Here is a 19413-nt window from a genome sequence, read left to right as displayed (position 1 = left end):
GGACCAGTTTCCCGTTTCAGGGGAAACTAAGCCCTTGGCATTCAAAGTGCAATCCGGCTGATGTCACGCCGCCTTGGCGACGTGATATTCCTTGATCGCGACCATCTTGATCGCCGGAAAACGCTCGGATTCGTAACGTAGCGAGAAGGCGTCCTGCGCCAGAAACACCGGATCGCCGTCCAGATCGCGAGCGATATCGCCGCGTTTGACGTTGAGGAACTTGTCCATTTCCGCCGGCTGATCGGAAGAAATCCAGCGGCAGACCGAAAAACGCGACATTTCGAAGGAGACCGGCAGGCCGTATTCGCCCATCAGGCGCTCCTTCAATACATCGAGCTGCAGCGCGCCGACGACGCCGACGATGGCGGGAGAGCCGTCTTCCGGCGAAAAGAGCTGCACAACGCCCTCTTCCGCCATCTGCTGCAGGGCTTCCTTCAGCTTCTTCGCCTTCATGGCGTCCTCAAGACGTACGCGCCGCAGGATTTCCGGCGAGAAGTTCGGAACGCCCTGGAAAACAAGATTTTCACCTTCGGTCAGCGTATCGCCGATGCGCAGCGTGCCGTGGTTCGGGATGCCCACCACGTCACCCGCAAAGGCGGTATCGGCCAGCTGGCGCTGCGAGGCGAAGAAGAATTGCGGCGCGGTCAGCCCCATCTGCTTGCCGGTGCGAGCAAGGCGCGCCTTCATGCCACGCTCCAGCTTGCCGGAGCAGATGCGGGCGAAAGCGATGCGGTCGCGGTGGTTCGGATCCATATTGGCCTGAATCTTGAAGACAAAGGCCGTCATTTTCTCTTCAGCCGCATGTACGGTGCGGGTATCCGCCACCTGATCGCGCGGCGGCGGCGCGAAATCGCCAAGCGCATTGATGAGGTCACGCACACCGAAATTGCGCAGCGCCGAACCGAAGAACACCGGCGTCATGTGGCCTTCGAGAAACGCCTGACGATCGAAAGGACGGCAGGCTTCCAGCGCAAGCTCCGTTTCCTCGACAAAAAGCTGCCGTTCATTTTCCGGCAGGCGATCGGCAACCGCCTGCGGGCCGTTGACCGGCAGTCCGTCAACCTGGGTATCGTTGCCACGGAAGGTATTTTCGGCGAGATTATAGGCACCACAGAAGGTTTTGGCGCGACCGACCGGCCAGGTGATGGGCGCGGTATCGAGCGCGAGCTTCTCCTCGACCTCATCCAGAATCTCGAAGGGGTCGCGGCTTTCGCGGTCCATCTTGTTGATGAAGGTGATGATCGGGATATCGCGCATACGGCAGACTTCGAAGAGCTTCAGCGTGCGCGGCTCGATACCCTTGGCGGCGTCGATGACCATGATTGCCGCATCCACCGCCGTCAGCGTGCGATAGGTGTCGTCGGCAAAGTCCTCGTGGCCGGGCGTATCGAGAATATTGAAGACCCGGTCGTTATATTCGAAGGTCATGACCGAGGTGACGACCGAAATGCCGCGCTCGCGCTCGATCTTCATCCAGTCCGAACGGGTCTGGATGCGATCCTTCTTCGCCTTCACTTCACCGGCAAGCTGGATCGCTCCGCCGAACAGCAGCAGTTTTTCGGTAAGCGTGGTCTTACCCGCGTCCGGGTGCGCGATAATAGCAAAGGTGCGGCGGCGGGAGACCGCCTCGGCAAGTGTTTCGGCCATCTGACAAATCCTGTGGAATTGCGGGCTATCTAGCGTTTCAGGCCCGCATTTGCAATTGACCTTGCCGCGATCTCGGCAAACTAATGCCGCATGACCGTTCAAAATGACAATAGCCCCCTTCTCCGTCTCGTCCGTCTCGCCAATGGCGCAGACCTCGAATTGCCGTCCTACGAAACCCGTGGCGCCGCCGGCATGGACCTGCGCGCTGCCGTGCCCGCCGGTGAAACGCTGACCCTGCAACCGGGTGAACGCGCGCTGGTCCCGACCGGTTTCATCTTCGAGGTTCCGCAGGGTTACGAGGCGCAAATCCGCCCCCGCTCCGGCCTCGCCATCAAGAACGGCATCACCTGCCTCAACTCTCCCGGCACAGTGGACAGCGATTATCGCGGCGAAGTGAAGGTCATTCTCGCCAATCTGGGGCAAGACGTTTTTATCATCGAACGCGGCATGCGCATCGCGCAGATGGTGATCGCGCCGGTAACCCAGGTTGTCGTGAGCGAGGTGACGGAGACCTCCGAGACGGCGCGGGGCGCCGGCGGTTTCGGCTCCACCGGCGTTTAGCCACACCGCTTGGCCGCCACGCTGGGAAGCCCGCTCGATCAGACCGTGTGTTCTGCCGTTGCGGCAGGACAGAGGGAGTGGACTGATTGTCTTTGCCGGGCAATTTCGCTATGGATTTGGCGGATTTTCCGGGAAACACTATCATGACGCTGACGACCCTTTTCGCTTATGCTACCGCCCTCTTCATCGCCGCCGCCATTCCCGGCCCCGGCATGACGGCGATCGTGGCGCGAGCTCTGGGTTCAGGCTTTCGGGAAACCTTCTTCATGGGTCTCGGGCTGGTGCTGGGCGACATGATTTACCTGACCGGTGTGATCCTGGGGCTGGCCTTCGTCGCGCAGACCTTTCAGGAAGCCTTCATGGTGCTGAAATTCGCGGGTGCTGCCTATCTTCTCTATATCGCCTGGAAGCTTTGGACCGCCGGCCTGCTGCCACAGGAGCTGAAGGCGAAGAAAAGCACCAGCATGCCGATGTCGTTTCTCTCCGGCCTGCTGATCACACTCGGCAACCCCAAAACCATGCTGTTTTACGTGGCGCTGGTGCCGACGCTGATCGATATCCGCATGATCGGCCCTTCGGAATATGCGACACTTCTCGCCATCACCTTTGTCGTGCTGATGGCGGTTCTCCTGCCTTACATCCTGCTTGCGGCCAAGGCGCGTAACCTCCTGAAAAGGCCTAGCGCCTTGACGATCCTCAACCGCACGGCGGCGGGTATTCTGGCGGGAACGGCGACCATGATCGCGATCCGCAGCACGTAAAACAAATTCGTGCATTTATGCGATTTGTCGTGAAATTATTCCTGTAATTCGGGAATATTAGGACGAACGTTCGCTAGCTTGAGAAAGCTATTGCTCCTATTCTGCCGCTCAAATCTTGCGGTCTTTACACAGGAGAATATCATGCCCGAAGCCAGAAAGCCCGGACGCGGACGCGTCTATTCCTCTATTACGGAAACAATCGGCGATACGCCGATCGTGCGGCTCGACAAGCTGGCGAAGGAGAAGGGCGTGAAGGCCAACCTTCTCGCCAAGCTCGAATTTTTCAATCCCATCGCTTCCGTGAAGGACCGCATCGGCGTCGCCATGATCGAAGCTCTGGAAGCGCAGGGCAAGATCACCCCCGGCAAGACCACGCTGGTGGAGCCGACCTCGGGCAACACGGGTATTGCCCTCGCCTTTGCCGCTGCCGCGAAGGGCTACAAGCTGATCCTGACCATGCCTGAAACCATGTCGGTTGAACGCCGGAAAATGCTGGCCCTGCTCGGCGCCGAACTGGTGTTGACCGAAGGTCCGAAGGGCATGAAGGGCGCCATCGCCAAGGCGCAGGAACTGGCCGAGACGCTGCCTGACGCGATCATTCCGCAGCAGTTCGAAAACCCTGCCAATCCGGATATTCACCGCAAGACGACGGCGGAAGAAATCTGGAACGACACCGAAGGCACGGTCGATATTCTCGTCTCGGGCATTGGCACCGGCGGCACCATCACCGGCACGGGCCAGGTGCTGAAATCGCGCAAGCCCGAAGTGAAGGTGATTGCCGTCGAGCCCGCCGACAGCCCGGTTCTTTCCGGCGGCAACCCCGGCCCCCACAAGATTCAGGGCATCGGCGCCGGTTTTGCGCCCGCCATCCTCGACACCGGTATTTATGACGAGATCGTCACCGTCACCAATGATGAGGCTTTCGAAATCGCACGTCTGGCGGCAAGGCTGGAAGGCGTGCCTGTCGGCATCTCCTCGGGTGCGGCGCTGGCGGCAGCCATCAAGGTTGGTGCGCGTGAGGAAAATGCCGGCAAGAACATCGTCGTCATCATTCCTTCCTTTGCGGAACGCTACCTTTCGACGGCGCTTTTCGAAGGCCTTGGGCTTTAAGCCAGGCTTTCAAGCGCAGTGCGATCCCGCATCCGATTAGCGAATATCCCGATGTGCCGCTGGCCCCGCTGGCGGCACAATGGTTTCTGAGGCAAAGCACCAAGGGCGACCTCCTACGCCGCCGCCGTAAGCCTTTCCCCTGCGATACGATAGGACACAGCTTCCGCCACATGGATGCGGCCAACCGTCTGCTTGCCATCCAGATCGGCCAGGGTGCGGGCAACCTTGAGAATGCGATGATAACCGCGCGCGGAAAACTTCAGCCGCTCGGCGGCATCGCGCAGCAATTGCAGCCCGGACGCATCCGGCTCGGCATATTTTTCTATCAGGGTCGTCGTGCAGCGAGCATTCGTGCGAATGGCGGTAAATCCCGCCGCCGCGTAGCGTTCCTGCTGCGCAAGGCGTGCCCGGGCGACCCGGGCGGCCACCACCGCACTCGGCTCGGCCACCACGGGGCGAATGAGATCGGCGGCGGAGACAGCGGGAACGTCGATGCGGATATCGATACGGTCTAGCAACGGTCCGGAAATGCGGGCCTGATAATCGGTTACACAGCGCTGGCCTCGGGCGCAGTTGAAACCCGGCTCTCCCGCCATGCCGCACCTGCAGAGGTTCATGGCCGCAACGAGTTGGATTTCTGCCGGATAGCTGACGCGGTGATTGGCTCGCGCAATGATGCATTCGCCCGTTTCCAGCGGCTGGCGAAGCGCATCCAGCACCTGCGGCGAAAATTCCGGGAACTCATCCAGAAAAAGAACGCCGTGATGGGCAAGCGAAGCTTCGCCCGGTTTGGCACGCAGCCCTCCGCCGATCAGCGCCGCCATGGTGGCGGAATGGTGCGGCGTGCGGAAAGGCCTGCGGTCCGACAGCTTGCCACCCGACAATTGGCCGGCGATGGAATGGACCATGGACACTTCCAGCAACTCCGCCACTTCCAGCGGGGGCAGGATGGAAGGCAAGCGGGCTGCGAGCATGGATTTACCCGAACCGGGTGGGCCGACCATCAGCAGATTATGGCCGCCAGCGGCGGCCACCTCCAGCGCGCGCCGGGCACTCTCCTGTCCCTTGATGTCAGCTAAATCAGGCAGATTAACCGGATTGGCGCGGATGGCGGGCGTCGGGCGCGCGAGAAGCTGTGTGCCGCGAAAATGATTGGCGAGTGCAATGAGACTGCGCGGGGCGAGAATATCGATACTGGCTCCGGCCCAGGCCGCTTCCGGCCCGCTTTCAGCCGGGCAGATCAGCTCCTTGCCGAGTGCATTGGCGCCGATAGCCGCCGGCAGGGCGCCCGAAACCGTACCGATGGTGCCATCAAGATTGAGTTCGCCGAGAACCACATAACGTCCCAGCATGTCTGCCGGTATCGCCCCCAAGGCAGCCATGAGGCCAAGCGCAATGGGAAGATCAAAATGCGATCCTTCCTTGGGCAAATCCGCAGGCGCGAGATTGACGGTGACTTTTTTCGCCGGCAGCGCCAGACCCGAAGCATGCAGGGCGGCCTGCACCCTCTCGCGGCTTTCGGCCACCGCCTTGTCTGGCAGGCCGACAATCTGGATGCCGACCTTTCCGGGTGCGACCATGACCTGCACCTCGACGGGCACACCCTCTATGCCCTGAAATGCAACCGTATTGACCCTTGCCACCATGGCCTGCCCCGCAAACCGGCCGCATCACCAGAGCTTCATGCCCTGTTGCGGCCACCCGCAAGCAACGTGCCACAGGGCAAAGAATAAAACAAGAACATCCAGCGAACAATTTCCCGCTGACGATGTATTTTAGTTGCATCTAGTTGCGCTCATGGAACAAAGCTGGATCGGCAGCAGGTCGCGTCAGAAATCCTGAGCTTCGCGCTTTTTCTCGATCGCGTCCCACAAAAGGCTTGCGACATCGGCACCGCCGAATTTGCGCACTTCACGAATGCCGGTCGGCGAGGTGACATTGATTTCTGTCATATAGTCGCCAATCACGTCGATGCCGACGAAGAGGAAACCGCGCTCGCGCAAGGCCGGACCGATGCGGCGGCAGATTTCCTTCTCGCGCGCCGTCAGTTCCGTCGGTTCCGGCCGTCCGCCGGCATGCATGTTGGAACGGGCATCGTTTTCCGCCGGTACGCGGTTGATTGCGCCCACGGGTTCGCCATCCACCAGGAGGATTCGCTTGTCGCCCTTTCGGACGTCAGGCAGATATTGCTGGGCGATGTAAGGCTCGCGGAACATCTGCCCGAACATCTCCAGAAGCGAGGAGAAATTGCGGTCGTCGCGCGCGGAATGGAAGACGCCCGCGCCGCCATTGCCATAAAGCGGCTTCAGAATGATATCGCCCATTTCATTGCGGAAGCGGGCGATTTCCTCCGCGTCCTTGGTGATCAACGTCTTCGGCATCAGGTCGGCGAATTCGGTGACGAAAATCTTTTCCGGCGAGTTACGGACCCAGGCGGGATCGTTGACGACAAGCGTTTTCGGATGAATGCGTTCCAGCAGATGGGTCGAGGTGATGTAAGCCATGTCGAAGGGCGGATCCTGACGCAGATGGATGACATCCATGGTCGAGAGATCGACACGCTCCGGCTCCGACAGGGAGAAATGGTCGCCCTTGATGTCGCGCAGTTCCATCTGCTCCACCGTGGCGTAAATCTTGCCATCGCGCATGGAAAGGCGCTCGGGCGTATAATGGAACAGCCGGTAGCCGCGTGCCTGCGCCTCGAGGCTCATGGCGAAGGTGGAGTCACCGGCGATATTGATGCCGGAGACATGATCCATCTGGATCGCGACGTTCTTGATCTTCGCCATGCGCATGTTCCTCTTGCAGCATGCGGACGCTTTCCCGGCCCGCCGTGCCCATTGCCTCGCCTTTTCAAGCTTCCCTGCAGTACCGGGAGGGACCCGGAAACGCTTCAGAAAACCCTGAAGATGTAGGGCAGCGATCATTCAAAGGCAACTGCTGCAAGCGGTGGTTCGTGTGAGTTTTATTGAACCTTCACAATTCCGTTGGCGGCGCCGCACCGGCCCCGCCCATCAGAAGGTTTTATGGGTTCAGGCCGCCAGCTTATAGGAACGGCCGGCAAACAGCTTGTTCTTGACGCGATAGGCGAGAGCCAGCGCCTTGGGGAACGGGCGACGCATGAAAGCGACCTTGCGGACATAATCATCCACCCGCCAGGTGGCCCATGTTCCCGCAGGGAAATAGGCGACATCGCCGACCCGCAGGATGCTGATGGAACCGTCTTCCGCGGTTACATGCACTTCGCCTTCCAGAATATAGACGGTTTCATCCCAGCCGAAGAACCAGCGGAATTCCCCCGCCGTGCAATCCCACATGGCGGTGCTGGAAGCACGGTCGCCGCTTCTGGAGTGATCCGCCGCGCGCGCCTGGGGGGTACCGGAAATGACCCAGTCCGGATTGATGGGGGCCGGCTGAAGCCGCAGATCGGTGCAGGATGCGCTGACGACAGCCTCGTCTTTTGACCGACGCAAATAGGCCGGCAATATCGGCATTGTGCGGACCGCCATGGTTGCCGCGGCAGCGAACATCATTTTGAAGGACATATTAGAAAACCCCCGTGAAATATTGGAGGTCTTCTATCATCGGGATCGTAACAAAGCGGTTTTGACAATCGGCGCAATTTTAGTCATCGCGCCGATTTCTGCGATGCGCTCAGGCCGTCGCCATCTGCGCGGGCTGCGCCGCCAGCTGCTCCGCTTTGCCGGCAATGCGCTTGCCGGTTTCGCTGGAGAAGAAATGCAGTTTTTCCGGCGCGATCGTCACGGAGAGCGCGGACGGAACCTCGACATCCGGCGGGAACGCAACCGTCAGACTCTGGTCGCCGATCATGCCGTGGATGAGACGCTGCGAACCCAGTTCCTCGATATAATCGACCCGAAGCGGGAAGCCCTGTTCACCTGCCGCAGCGAGGCGGAAATCTTCCGCCCGCATGCCCACCGTTATCGGGCCGGAGGTGGGTGCAAAACCGTCGAGCGCAAAGAGCGCCGGACCGACGGCAAGGCTATCGCCATGCAACTCGGCGTTCAGCAGGTTCATGGCGGGAGAGCCGATGAAGCTGGCGACAAAGGTGGAGGCGGGCGTGTGGTAGACATCAAGCGGCGCGCCGATCTGTTCGATACGGCCGCCATTCAGCACAACAAGACGATCGGCCAGCGTCATGGCCTCCAGCTGATCGTGGGTGACGTAAATAGAGGTGGTGCCGAGACGCTTTTGCAGACGCTTGATCTCGCCGCGCATGGAAACGCGCAGCTTGGCATCGAGGTTGGACAGGGGCTCGTCGAACAGGAAAGCCGCCGGTTTGCGCACGATGGCGCGACCCATGGCGACACGCTGCCGCTGGCCGCCGGAAAGGGCGCGCGGCTTGCGCTCCAGATAGGGTTCAAGCTGCAGCATACGCGCAGCTTCTGCCACGCGCGCATCGATTTCCGCCTTCGGCGTCTTGCGGTTCTTCAACCCGTATTCCAGGTTCTCGCGCACCGACATATGCGGGTAAAGCGCGTAGTTCTGGAACACCATGGCAATATCCCGATCGGCGGGATCGGTCTGGTTGACCACCCGGTCGCCGATCTTCACCGTGCCTTCGGAGATGTCCTCGAGCCCGGCGACCATGCGCAGCAGCGTGGACTTGCCGCAGCCGGAGGGGCCGACGAGCACGATGAACTCGCCGTCCCTGATGTCGATATCGACGTGATGCACGGCGCGCACGCCGCCATGATAGTCTTTGCAGACCTGACTGATTTCTATCGCGGCCATTTCGGTTTCCTTATTTGTCGCTTTCGGTGAGGCCCTTGATGAACCAGCGCTGGAAGATCACGACGATCATCACAGGCGGCAGCATGGCCAGAACGGCAAGCGCGAAAGCTTCGTTGTAATCGGGAATTTGCGAACCGACCCAGACCTGCAGGATCGACTTGATGCCACGCATCAGGGTGAAGAATTTTTCGTCATTCGTCATCAGCATCGGCCAGAGATACTGGTTCCAACCGTAGACGAACATGATGATGAAGATCGCCGCCATCATGGTACGGGAAAGCGGGATGATCACATCGATGAAGAACTTGACCGGACCCGCACCGTCTATGCGGGCGGCTTCCAGCAATTCCTCCGGAATGGATTTGAAGAACTGCCGGAAATAGAAGGTTCCGGTCGCAGACGCCAGAAGCGGCACGATGAGGCCGGTGTAGGAATTCAGTAGACCGAGTTTGCTCATGACCTCATAGGAGGGCATGATGCGCACTTCCAGCGGAAGGAGCAGCGTGGTGAAAATGATCCAGAAGGCGAGCGTTGCAAAACGGAAGCGGAAATAGACAATCGCATAGGCGGCCGTCATCGACAGGACGATCTTGCCGACAGCAAAACCGATGCCGAGGATCAGCGAATTCAGCACCATGTTGAGGCCCGTCACCTGTCCGGTGAAACCACCCTTCTGGGTCAGGACCTTTTCGTAGGTCTCGATGAAATTGTCGCCGGGAACGATCGCCAGACCGCTGCGGTGGATTTCCGCCGCCGTGTGAGTGGACGTCATAAAGGCAACGATAACAGGCAGGATCAGAAACAGCGCGCCAATGATCAGCACCAGATGATCGAGGGGTTTTGTCTTGTACATTGGTTTTCCCTCAATTGTAGTGGATGCGCTTTTCGATGAAGCGGAACTGGATGATGGTGAGAACAAAGACGACCAGCATCAGGATGACGGACTGGGCCGAAGAGCCGCCGATATCATTGCCGCGGAAACCGTCCAGAAACACCTTGTAGACCAGCGTAATCGGGTTGTTAGCGGCCTTGTCCTTCACCATCACGTCGATGACGCCGAATGTGTCGAAGAGCGCGTAGGTGATGTTGATGATCAGCAGGAAGAAGGCCGTGGGCGCCAGAAGCGGCATGATCACCGTCCAGAACCGGCGAAAGCCGGAGCGGCAGTCGATGGAGGCGGCTTCCCGCACGGAGACCGGAACGCCCTGGAGACCCGAAAGGAAGAAGATGAAGTTGTAGGGAATCTGCTTCCAGACCGCGACGACGATCATGGCGAAGGCCGTATCGAAATAATTGAGGCCGACCTTCATGTCCCAGCCGAGAAACGCAGCCATCTTCACGAAGGGGCCGATATGCTGATCGAAGAACATCATGCCGATAAGACCCGCGACAGGCGGCGCGATGGCGTAGACGGAAATCAGCACCGTCTTGTATGTCGAGCTGCCGCGAATGACCGCATCAGCCTTGACCGCAAGCAGAAGGCCGAGCGCCAACGAAAAGAAGGTTACCAACACGGTGAAAACAACCGTGAATTTGGCGATGCCGAGATATTCCGGGCTGAATATCGCATCCGAATAATTGGCGAAGCCCACGAAGGACGCGCCGAATCCGAAAGGGTCTTCGATAAAAAAGGAAGATTGCACGGCCTGAACGGACGGCCAATAGAAGAAGATGAAGATCACCGCAAGCTGCGGCGCCAGAAACAGATATGGCACGAAGGACGAGGAGAACTGCACGCGCTTCATGCCGGCTTCAGCAGCCTTCGGCGGTTTTCCGGGCTTTGCGGACCGGCCGGAAAATCGGCTCGGTTGTGAGGATGTATAGGCCACGTTTTCGCTTCCTTATCCAAGAGCGAGCCTCCCTTCCGGCGGAAAGGAGGCTCGACAACTATCGTTGGTTTAAAACGGGCCGATTAGCCGGCCGTCTTGGCGAAACGGGCGAGAATGTCGTTGCCTTCCTTCTCGATGATCTCGAAAGCAGCCTTCGGCGTGACTTCGCCGGAGAAGATGCGGTTATATTCGCGTTCCATGACGGCGCGGATCTGCGGATAGAAACCGAAGCGGTAGCCCTTCGACCATTCGCCGCCCGGCAGCGACAGCTGCTGGATACCGACTTCCGCAACCGGCTTTTCCTTGTAGTAGCCTTCAGCCTTGGCCTTTTCGTAAGCGGCCTTGGTGATGGCGACGTAACCGGTTGCCTTGTGGTAGAAGACCTGGATTTCCGGCGAGGTCAGGAACTGGAAGAAGTCAGCCACGCACTTATTTTCGGCTTCAGACTTGCCCGACATTGCAAAGAGAGCTGCACCGCCGATGAAGGAGTTGGTGCCGGCGCCCTTGATGGAGCCCCAGTAGGGAAGGAAGGTTGCCGAGAACGGCATGGTCGCCGTCTTCTGCAGACCGCCGAAGGAGCCCGAAGAACCGATCCAGAAAGCGACTTTGCCTTCTTCGAACGGCTTCTGGTTGTCGTTCCAGCCGGCACCATAATAGGCGAACAGGCCCTTGTCCTTCCAGTCCTTCAGCTTGTCGAACATCATGACGAGGTTCGGGTCGGTGACCTTGAGCTTGGTGTCAGTGACGCTGTCGTAACCATTGTTGTTGGTGGCGAACTGGATGTTGTTACGGGAGAAGAAGTTCTCCGTGAACTGCCAGGTCAGCTGCGACTGAACGAGAGGAATGTAACCGGCTTCCTTCAGCTTCGGCGCAACCTTCTCGAACTCTTCCCAGGTCTTCGGGGCTTCGACGCCGGCCTTCTTCAGGGCTTCGTCGTTGACATACATGATGGGAGCGGAGGAGTTGAACGGCATGCCGACAAACTTGCCGTCAGCGGCAGCGTAGAAATAACGCACGCCGTTGATGAAGGCGTCGCGGTCGAACTTGTAGCCGGCCTTATTGATGAGGTCTTCGGCAGGAATGACAGCGCCCTTGGCGTTGATGATGGTGGCAGCGCCAGCGTCAAAAACCTGGAGGATGTTCGGCTGTTCGCCCGAACGGAAAGCAGCGATGCCGCTGGCCAGCGCTTCTTCATAGGAGCCCTTGGAAACCGGCGTCAGAGCGCATTCCTTCTGGGCTTCGTTGAACTTCTGCGAAACTTCGTTGATGACTTCGCCGTTACGGCCGCCCATGCCATGCCACCAGCTGATGTTGGTAGCAGCCATGGAAGACGTCGCCGAAATGCTGACGGCCACTGCGGCCATGGAAATCTTCTTCAACATTACTAAATCCTCTCCACCATTTATTGGGGTGAGGATGCGAATAGAGGCGTTCGATGACGCCTCTTTGACAGTTCCATGTCAGATTTATTACAGCAGCTGGCGAAACTCTCAGTCGGCTATACGCTTTATGGGCCGAGCCGGATTTCCCACCACCGTCACGCCCGGCGGCACATTGCGCGTCACCACCGAACCGGCGCCGACAATCGCGCCGTCACAAATGGTGATGCCCGCCAGAAGGATCGCTCCGCCGCCGATCCAGACATCTCGCCCGATCGTCACAGGCTTCGCGATTTCAATGCCTTGCGCCCGCGGCACCGGGTCCAGATGGTGTTCCGCACAATAAATCTGCACAGCAGGCCCGAGCATCGCGCCATCGGCTATCGCGACCTTCGCGGAATCGAGAATGGTGCAGCCGGCATTGAGATAAACATTTTTGCCCAGCGTAATGTTGAAACCGTAAGCGCAATGAAACGGCGCTTCAAGAAATGCGCCTTCCCCGACAGAATTAAAGAGGGTGCGCAGCAGCGGTGCAATCGCCCCGCGCTCATCCGGCGGCATCGTATTGTGCTGGTGGACGGCCTTTCGTGCCCGCCAGCGCAATATATCCAGCTCCGTATCCATGCAGCTGTACCATTCGCCCGCGGCCATTTTTTCCCGTTCGGTGGACATTGTTTCCCTCCCCTCAAAAGGCGTCGATGAAATGCTGCGGCAGGCGATGCGGCAGGACCGCGACAATATCGAAACGCAGTGAAAACCGCGCGGCATCCTTGCGGCGGGCGAGCCAGAGATCGGCGGCCGCCCGGATGCGCTGCTGCGAATGGAAGCCGACAGCATCAACCGCACCGGCTCCTGAGGACCGCGCCTTGACCTCGATGATGGCAACGAGGTCCTTCTTGCGGGCGATGAGGTCTATTTCCCCCAGCCGGGTGCGATAACGAATGGCGAGGATGCGATATCCCTTCAGCAGCAGATAAAGTGCCGCCCAATATTCCGCAGCATGGCCGCGTCGTTCGGCTTTGCGCCTTTCATTGCTTCGCCCGTCAGCGGCCATCCGTTTCCTTCATATCCAGCAGCCTTTGATAAAGCTCCTTGCGCGGCAGGCCCGTCAGCTTCGCCGCTTCACCCGCGGCCTTGGCGGCCGACATGGTGGCGACGAGATCCTTCAGAAGCTTCTCGACATCCTCGATATCGGGTATCTCATCATAGGAGGGCGGCTCCACCAGAAGCACGATCTCGCCCTTCACCACCCGGTCGCCATCATAATAATCCGCAAGCTCGCCGAGCGTGCCACGCCGGAATTCCTCGAAAGTCTTGGTCAGTTCACGGCAGACCACGGCGCGGCGGTCGCGGCCGAGCACCTCCGACGCGACTTTGACGGAAGCACCGATACGATGCGGCGATTCAAAGAAGATCAGGGTTGCGGGGATTTTCGCCAGCGCGGCAAAACGGTCGCGCTTGCCGCGATCTTTCACAGGCAGAAAGCCTGCAAACAGGAAGGCGTCACTCGGCATGCCCGAGCCGACGAGGGCGGCAAGCGGCGCAGAAGCGCCCGGCACCGGCACGACGCGATGCCCGGCTTCAAGCGCCAGTTGACCGAGGCGATAACCGGGATCGGAAACCAGCGGCGTTCCGGCATCCGATACCAGCGCCACGGATTTTCCGGCCTCGAGAGCTGCGATGAGCTTCGGTCCCGCTTCGTTGGCATTGTGCTCGTGATAGGAGAGCGGGCGGGTGCGGATACCGTAACGTTCGAGCAGGATGCGGGTGACGCGGGTATCCTCGCAGGCGAGAACATCGGCCGAGGCCAGCGTTTCCAGCGCACGGATGGTAATATCACCGAGATTGCCGATGGGCGTGGCCACGAGATAAAGGGCGGGCTCCAGCGGTCGTGCCGCAATGGTGGCCGTGCCGATCCTGAAGCTCTTCTTGTCTCTGTTGTCGCTGTTCGATATTTCTTCCGTCACACGGCTTCCAATCATTCTGGCCGATCATTCCCGGCCGGTCGCTCCGGTTTTCCCTCTTTATGGGCAATAGAAAACCGGCGAACAAGCTCCATGGATGGTTCAAGCCTGTGGATCATGCTGTATAGCAGCAAAATGAGCGGCGGCAGACGCACTCGGCTCTTGCATTTTCTGCAATAACTCTGCCATTTTGCCCGTCCACATTGTCCGGCTTTGCGGCCGGTGAAGACTCTTCTTGCCGATCCGGCGGTGGCCGGTTCGCAACGGTTGAAAGCGGTAGCGTCCATGCGTATTACTCTTGAGCGGTCGAACCTTCTGAAATCGCTGAACCACGTCCACCGGGTTGTCGAGCGTCGCAACACGATCCCGATCCTGTCCAACGTCCTCCTGCGCGCATCCGGCGCCAATCTGGACATGAAGGCGACCGACCTCGATCTGGAAATCACCGAAGCGACCCCGGCCATGGTGGAGCAGGCGGGCGCCACCACCGTGCCGGCGCACCTGCTTTATGAAATCGTGCGCAAGCTGCCTGACGGTTCCGAGGTGCTTCTGGCGACCAACCCGGACGGCTCCTCGATGACCGTTGCCTCCGGCCGCTCGAAGTTCTCGCTGCAATGCCTTCCGGAGACGGATTTCCCCGACCTGACCGCCGGCACCTTCAGCCACACCTTCAAACTGAAGGCGACCGACCTGAAGATGCTGATCGACCGGACGCAATTTGCGATTTCGACCGAAGAGACGCGTTATTACCTGAACGGCATTTTCTTCCACACCATTGAAAGCAATGGCGACCTGAAGCTGCGCGCCGTCGCCACCGACGGTCACCGTCTGGCGCGCGCCGATGTGGATGCGCCCTCCGGTTCCGAAGGCATGCCTGGCATCATCATTCCGCGCAAGACCGTCGGCGAGCTGCAGAAGCTGATGGACAATCCGGAACTGGAAGTCACCGTCGAAGTCTCGGATGCGAAAATCCGCCTGACCATCGGTTCGGTCGTTCTGACCTCGAAGCTGATCGACGGCACCTTCCCCGATTACCAGCGCGTGATCCCGACCGGCAATGACAAGGAAATGCGCGTCGATTGCCAGACTTTCGCGCAGGCTGTCGACCGCGTCTCGACCATTTCTTCCGAGCGCGGCCGCGCCGTCAAGCTCGCGCTCACCAATGGCCAGCTGACGCTGACCGTCAACAACCCGGATTCGGGCAGTGCGACGGAAGAAGTGGCCGTCGGTTATGACAATGATTCGATGGAAATCGGCTTCAATGCCAAATATCTCCTCGACATCACCTCGCAGCTTTCCGGCGACGACGCGATTTTCCTGCTGGCCGACGCCGGCTCGCCGACGCTGGTTCGCGACACCGCTGGCGATGATGCGCTTTATGTTCTGATGCCGATGCGCGTTTGAAAACGCGCATTTCTCATCAGTTTCATCAAGAACGCCGGGGAACTGCTTCACCGGCGTTTTTTTGATTCGGCCGAAGAAGTTTCACGTCGAAAGCGAATTTTTCCAGTTACGACATTTTGCCTTGTTTTTGCGCCAAATGGGATCAACAGTACGTAACAGTTTTTTGATAATGACCAAAAGCATCTGAGGGAACTATGGCACTTAACCTGAAGCAACGGCTTGAACAGAAATTTGAGGAAGAAATCCGCTTTTTCAAGGGCATGGTCAGCCAGCCGAAAAAAGTCGGAGCCATTGTGCCGACGTCGTCGATTACAGCGAAAAAAATGGCGAGTGTCATCAACCCCCATTCCGGCCTGCCGGTTCTCGAACTCGGCCCTGGCACCGGCGTCATCACCAAGGCCATTCTGGCACGCGGCATCAAGCCGGAGAACCTGACCGCCATCGAATATTCGACCGATTTCTACAATCAGCTGCTCAGGAGCTATCCGGGCGTCAATTTCATCAATGGCGACGCCTTCGATCTCGATGCGACGCTTGGCGAGCACAAGGGCCAGATGTTCGACAGCGTCGTCTCCGCCGTGCCGATGCTGAATTTCCCCATGGCCGCCCGTATCAAGCTTCTCGACGAATTGCTGAAGCGCGTGCCCCACGGCCGTCCCGTCGTGCAGATATCCTACGGTCCGATCTCCCCGATCGTCGCGCAGCCGCACCTCTACCATATCCGCCATTTCGATTTTATCGTGCGCAATATTCCGCCGGCGCAATTGTGGACATATACGCGGGCCTGATTGCCCGACAGGATAGGCAAGGCCGTCATTTCCCGGTCGCGACGAATGGTTAGGGTGTTGATTTGCCCTTTCCATCGCCTTTGAGGACCGATTACCATGCATGCGCTCTACATCACCCATCCCCAGGTCAAGATCGATGCGGATGTTCCCGTTCCCGAATGGGGGCTTTCGGAGAGAGGGGCCGAGCGGGCACGGGAGGCGAGCCGCCTGCCCTGGGCGCGGTCATTGCGCCGCATTGTTTCCAGCGCCGAAACCAAGGCGATCGAAACCGCCCGCATCCTCGCCGAAACCTCCGGAGCGGAGATAGAGATCGTCGAGGCGATGCATGAAAATGACCGGTCTGCCACCGGCTTCCTGCCACCGCCGGAATTCGAGAAGGCGGCGGACTGGTTCTTCGCCAACCCCGAAGAAAGTTTTCACGGCTGGGAGCGCGCAATCGATGCGCAGGCGCGGATTGTCCGGGCCGTCAAAGCCGTTTTCGAGCGACACGATCCGCGGCAGCCGATCGCCTTTGTTGGTCATGGTGGCGTAGGTACGCTCCTGAAATGCCATATCGAAGGCCGTGACATCAGCCGCAGCAAGGACCAGCCGCCCGGCGGCGGCAATCTTTTCCACTTTTCCATCGCCGAATTTTCACTTGCAGCCGCGTCCCCCACATGCGACTGGACGGCAATGGAAACATGGCAGGGATAAGACAATGACCGCGCGCGAAAAACTCATCGTCGGGCTGGATGTTCCGACTGTGCAGCAGGCCGAAGACATCGTCTCGAAAATCGGCGATGAGGTTCTGTTCTACAAGATCGGTTACCAGCTGGTATTCGCCGGCGGTCTCGAATTCGCGCGTGACCTTGTGCAGAGCGGCAAGAAGGTCTTTCTCGACATGAAGTTGCTCGACATCGACAACACGGTTGCTTCCGGTGTCGAAAACATCGCCCGCATGGGCATGTCGATGCTGACCCTGCACGCCTACCCCAAAGCCATGCGCGCTGCAGTGAAGGCTGCTGAAGGTTCCGGCCTCTGCCTGCTGGGCGTCACCGTGCTGACCTCGATGGATGACGTTGATCTGGCCGAAGCCGGTTACGCGTCGGACGCCCGTACGCTGGTGCTGCGCCGGGCGGAACAGGCGCGCGAAGCGGGCATGGGCGGCATCGTCTGTTCGGCAGAGGAATCGACCGCCGTGCGCGAAATTCTCGGTCCGGATCTTGCCGTCGTTACCCCCGGCATTCGCCCTGCCGGCGCAGATCTTGGTGATCAGAAGCGGGTGATGACACCCTACGACGCCATCAAGGCCGGCTCGAGCCATCTGGTCGTCGCCCGCCCGATCGTTCGGGCGGAAGATCCGAAGGCGGCGGCCCACGCCATTCTTGATGACATGCTGCGCGCCAGCTTTCCGGCCAATCAGTAACGACAGGAGCAGATGAAATGGCAAAGGGATATTGGATCGCCCGCGTCGATGTACGCGACAGTGAGCGCTACAAGGACTATGTCACGACGGCAAAGCCCGCCTTCGAGCGGTTCGGTGCCAATTTCCTGGCCCGTGGCGGTGCCTTGACCGAGCTGGAAGGCAAGGCCCGTGCCCGCAATGTCGTCATAGAGTTCCCGTCAGTTCAGCACGCCATCGATTGCTACAACTCCCCCGAATATCAGGCAGCCGCCAAAATCCGCCAGGAAATCGCGGATGCGGAGATGGTGATCGTCGAAGGAATTTGACGGGCGTCAACCGCATTTCCAAAACCGGCCCCTGCCCTGCGACAACATCTCTTCACGCGCGCGCGGCTTTGGGCTAAGAGACTGAAAAACGCTTTATCGACAGCTTCTGAGGAGCCTCCCATGACCTTGGCCAACCTTCCACCCCTCGTCACCGTTTTTGGCGGTTCGGGTTTTGTCGGGCGGCATGTCGTGCGGATACTTGCGAAGCGCGGTTATCGTATCCGTGTCGCCGTACGTCGCCCCGATCTTGCCGGCTTCCTGCAGCCGCTCGGCAATGTTGGTCAGATTTCCTTTGCCCAGGCGAACCTGCGTTATCGCGACTCCATCGTCAAAGCCGTGGAGGATGCTGATCATGTGGTCAATTGCGTCGGCATCCTGACCGAAAGCGGTCGCAACACCTTTGACGCCGTTCAGGAATTCGGTGCGAAAGCCATTGCCGAGGCGGCCCGCGATGCTGGCGCCACGCTGACGCATATTTCCGCCATCGGTGCGGAAGCGGGTTCGCCGACCGGTTATGGCCGTACCAAGGGCCGCGCCGAAGCCGCCATCCATTCCATCCTGCCGGGCGCCGTGATCCTTCGCCCGTCGATCATTTTTGGACCGGAAGACGATTTCTTCAACAAATTCGCCAAGATGGCCCGCAGCATGCCCTTCCTGCCGCTGATCGGCGGCGGAAAAACCAGATTCCAGCCGGTCTATGTCGAGGATGTCGCCGAAGCCGTCGCCCGTGGCGTCGATGGCAAGCTGAAGCCCGGCGCCATTTACGAACTCGGCGGCCAGGACGTGATGACGTTCCGCGACTGTCTTGAGGCGGTTCTTGCTGCAACGTACCGCCAGCGTCCTTTTGTCGACCTGCCTTTCGGGATCGCCTCAACGATCGCCAAGCTCACTTCGCTGGTGCCGCTGATTAAGCCGCCGCTGACGGTCGATCAGGTGACCATGCTGAAAAAGGACAATGTCGTCTCCGCCGAGGCGGAAAAGAACGGCCTGACGCTGGAGGGTATCGGCATCACCCCCGTTCGCGTCGCCTCCATCCTGCCGTCCTACATGGTGCAATATCGCACCCACGGCCAGTTCTCAAACGCAGGTAAAGCTGCCTGAAGCTCAGGCCTGCAGCGCCAGCGATTTCAACGAAAGCGGGAGCCATTCCCGCTTTTTGTTTTTGCCCAATTCAATTGCAACCAAACCGCTATTCGTGCATTTTCTCCTCAACTGCAGGGGAGGTGTAGAATGAACTAAGGCAGATTTCTAAAGCCGGGTAAAAGTTAACGGCCGTCCGGCCGCCACAGGCAAGCGTGGCACAAGCGCAACTGTGGAAAAGACTTCGCATTAACCCGGTATTCAACAAGCTGCTTTATTGATATTCGCCACATTCCAAACATATCCCGAACCCTCACTTCACACACGGCGGCACGATCCGCGCGAACGAACGTCTGAAAGGCAATAATAAAATGGGCAGATCTATCGCACTCTTTTTTGCGTGTGCGGCTTTGGTGGTTCTGGCG

20 protein-coding genes are annotated in these 19413 nt (G+C 59.3%); 9 read left to right on the top strand and 11 right to left on the bottom strand.

From position 1 onward, the window contains the following. Window positions 1–63: 63 nt before the first annotated feature. Window positions 64–1647 (bottom strand): peptide chain release factor 3, encoded by a 1584-nt coding sequence (locus tag ASB65_RS01225; protein WP_003503817.1) that lies wholly within the window; start codon window positions 1645–1647, stop codon window positions 64–66. A 90-nt stretch (window positions 1648–1737) separates the two neighbouring features. On the opposite strand from ASB65_RS01225, the gene dut reads away from it, so the two are divergent. The 3 genes from dut to cysK all read left to right on the top strand — a co-directional run bounded on the left by dut (window position 1738) and on the right by cysK (window position 4079). Next, entirely contained in the window at window positions 1738–2208 is a 471-nt protein-coding gene (dut, locus tag ASB65_RS01220) for a dUTP diphosphatase (protein ID WP_060722818.1), read from the top strand. A 143-nt stretch (window positions 2209–2351) separates the two neighbouring features. Next, on the top strand, window positions 2352–2969 hold the full coding sequence (locus ASB65_RS01215) for a LysE family translocator (protein ID WP_035212607.1): 618 nt from the start codon (window positions 2352–2354) through the stop codon (window positions 2967–2969). A gap of 141 nt (window positions 2970–3110) precedes the next feature. Next, entirely contained in the window at window positions 3111–4079 is a 969-nt protein-coding gene (cysK, locus tag ASB65_RS01210; protein ID WP_003503821.1) for a cysteine synthase A, read from the top strand. A gap of 113 nt (window positions 4080–4192) precedes the next feature. Here the strand turns inward: cysK and ASB65_RS01205 are convergent, their stop codons facing one another. The 10 genes from ASB65_RS01205 to rsmI form a co-directional block, all read right to left on the bottom strand. Then, window positions 4193–5725 carry a YifB family Mg chelatase-like AAA ATPase gene (locus ASB65_RS01205; protein ID WP_060722817.1) on the bottom strand — a complete coding sequence of 511 codons (1533 nt, stop codon included), beginning with the start codon at window positions 5723–5725 and terminating at the stop codon, window positions 4193–4195. A 183-nt stretch (window positions 5726–5908) separates the two neighbouring features. Beyond that, the gene (gene gshB / locus ASB65_RS01200) at window positions 5909–6868 is read right to left on the bottom strand and encodes a glutathione synthase (protein ID WP_026363806.1); all 960 of its coding nucleotides are present in this window, start codon (window positions 6866–6868) and stop codon (window positions 5909–5911) included. A 243-nt stretch (window positions 6869–7111) separates the two neighbouring features. Further along, entirely contained in the window at window positions 7112–7624 is a 513-nt protein-coding gene (locus tag ASB65_RS01195; RefSeq protein WP_060722816.1) for a cupin domain-containing protein, read from the bottom strand. A gap of 109 nt (window positions 7625–7733) precedes the next feature. Beyond that, on the bottom strand, window positions 7734–8834 hold the full coding sequence (locus ASB65_RS01190; protein ID WP_003503827.1) for a sn-glycerol-3-phosphate import ATP-binding protein UgpC: 1101 nt from the start codon (window positions 8832–8834) through the stop codon (window positions 7734–7736). 10 nt (window positions 8835–8844) lie between these two features. Continuing rightward, window positions 8845–9687: a sn-glycerol-3-phosphate ABC transporter permease UgpE gene (gene ugpE, locus ASB65_RS01185; RefSeq protein ID WP_003503828.1), complete on the bottom strand. Its 843-nt coding sequence runs from the start codon at window positions 9685–9687 to the stop codon at window positions 8845–8847. A gap of 10 nt (window positions 9688–9697) precedes the next feature. After that, complete coding sequence (locus ASB65_RS01180) at window positions 9698–10663, bottom strand: sugar ABC transporter permease (protein WP_003503830.1); 966 nt, start codon at window positions 10661–10663, stop codon at window positions 9698–9700. 83 nt (window positions 10664–10746) lie between these two features. Next, a complete protein-coding gene (locus ASB65_RS01175; RefSeq protein WP_060722815.1) occupies window positions 10747–12045 on the bottom strand; it encodes an extracellular solute-binding protein in 1299 nt (432 codons plus the stop codon). 108 nt (window positions 12046–12153) lie between these two features. After that, window positions 12154–12714, bottom strand: coding sequence for a sugar O-acetyltransferase (locus ASB65_RS01170; protein WP_003503835.1), 561 nt, complete (start codon window positions 12712–12714; stop codon window positions 12154–12156). Window positions 12715–12727: 13 nt separating this feature from the next. Continuing rightward, window positions 12728–13096 (bottom strand): YraN family protein, encoded by a 369-nt coding sequence (locus tag ASB65_RS01165; RefSeq protein ID WP_003503837.1) that lies wholly within the window; start codon window positions 13094–13096, stop codon window positions 12728–12730. Continuing rightward, entirely contained in the window at window positions 13086–14024 is a 939-nt protein-coding gene (rsmI, locus tag ASB65_RS01160) for a 16S rRNA (cytidine(1402)-2'-O)-methyltransferase (RefSeq protein ID WP_003503840.1), read from the bottom strand. The genes ASB65_RS01165 and rsmI overlap by 11 nt, the downstream gene beginning before the upstream one ends. Window positions 14025–14291: 267 nt before the next feature. Here rsmI and dnaN point away from each other — a divergent pair, with 267 nt between their 5' ends. The 6 genes from dnaN (at window position 14292) to ASB65_RS01130 (ending at window position 19009) form a co-directional block, all read left to right on the top strand. After that, entirely contained in the window at window positions 14292–15410 is a 1119-nt protein-coding gene (gene dnaN / locus ASB65_RS01155) for a DNA polymerase III subunit beta (RefSeq protein WP_031233744.1), read from the top strand. Window positions 15411–15604: 194 nt separating this feature from the next. Next, window positions 15605–16198, top strand: coding sequence for a phospholipid N-methyltransferase PmtA (gene pmtA, locus ASB65_RS01150; protein WP_003503844.1), 594 nt, complete (start codon window positions 15605–15607; stop codon window positions 16196–16198). Window positions 16199–16294: 96 nt separating this feature from the next. After that, window positions 16295–16891: a histidine phosphatase family protein gene (locus ASB65_RS01145; protein ID WP_003503847.1), complete on the top strand. Its 597-nt coding sequence runs from the start codon at window positions 16295–16297 to the stop codon at window positions 16889–16891. Window positions 16892–16895: 4 nt separating this feature from the next. Continuing rightward, window positions 16896–17603, top strand: a complete 708-nt coding sequence (gene pyrF / locus ASB65_RS01140; protein WP_060722814.1) for an orotidine-5'-phosphate decarboxylase — start codon at window positions 16896–16898, stop codon at window positions 17601–17603. Window positions 17604–17620: 17 nt separating this feature from the next. Next, complete coding sequence (locus ASB65_RS01135; protein ID WP_060722813.1) at window positions 17621–17908, top strand: DUF1330 domain-containing protein; 288 nt, start codon at window positions 17621–17623, stop codon at window positions 17906–17908. 120 nt (window positions 17909–18028) lie between these two features. Continuing rightward, a complete protein-coding gene (locus ASB65_RS01130; RefSeq protein ID WP_003503853.1) occupies window positions 18029–19009 on the top strand; it encodes a complex I NDUFA9 subunit family protein in 981 nt (326 codons plus the stop codon). Window positions 19010–19413 lie beyond the last annotated feature (404 nt).

Source organism: Agrobacterium tumefaciens str. B6, from assembly GCF_001541315.1.
In the GTDB taxonomy this organism is placed as follows: Bacteria; Pseudomonadota; Alphaproteobacteria; order Rhizobiales; family Rhizobiaceae; genus Agrobacterium; species Agrobacterium radiobacter.
Note: the sequence above shows the minus strand (reverse complement) of the source record. Positions and strands in the feature narration are given on the sequence as shown.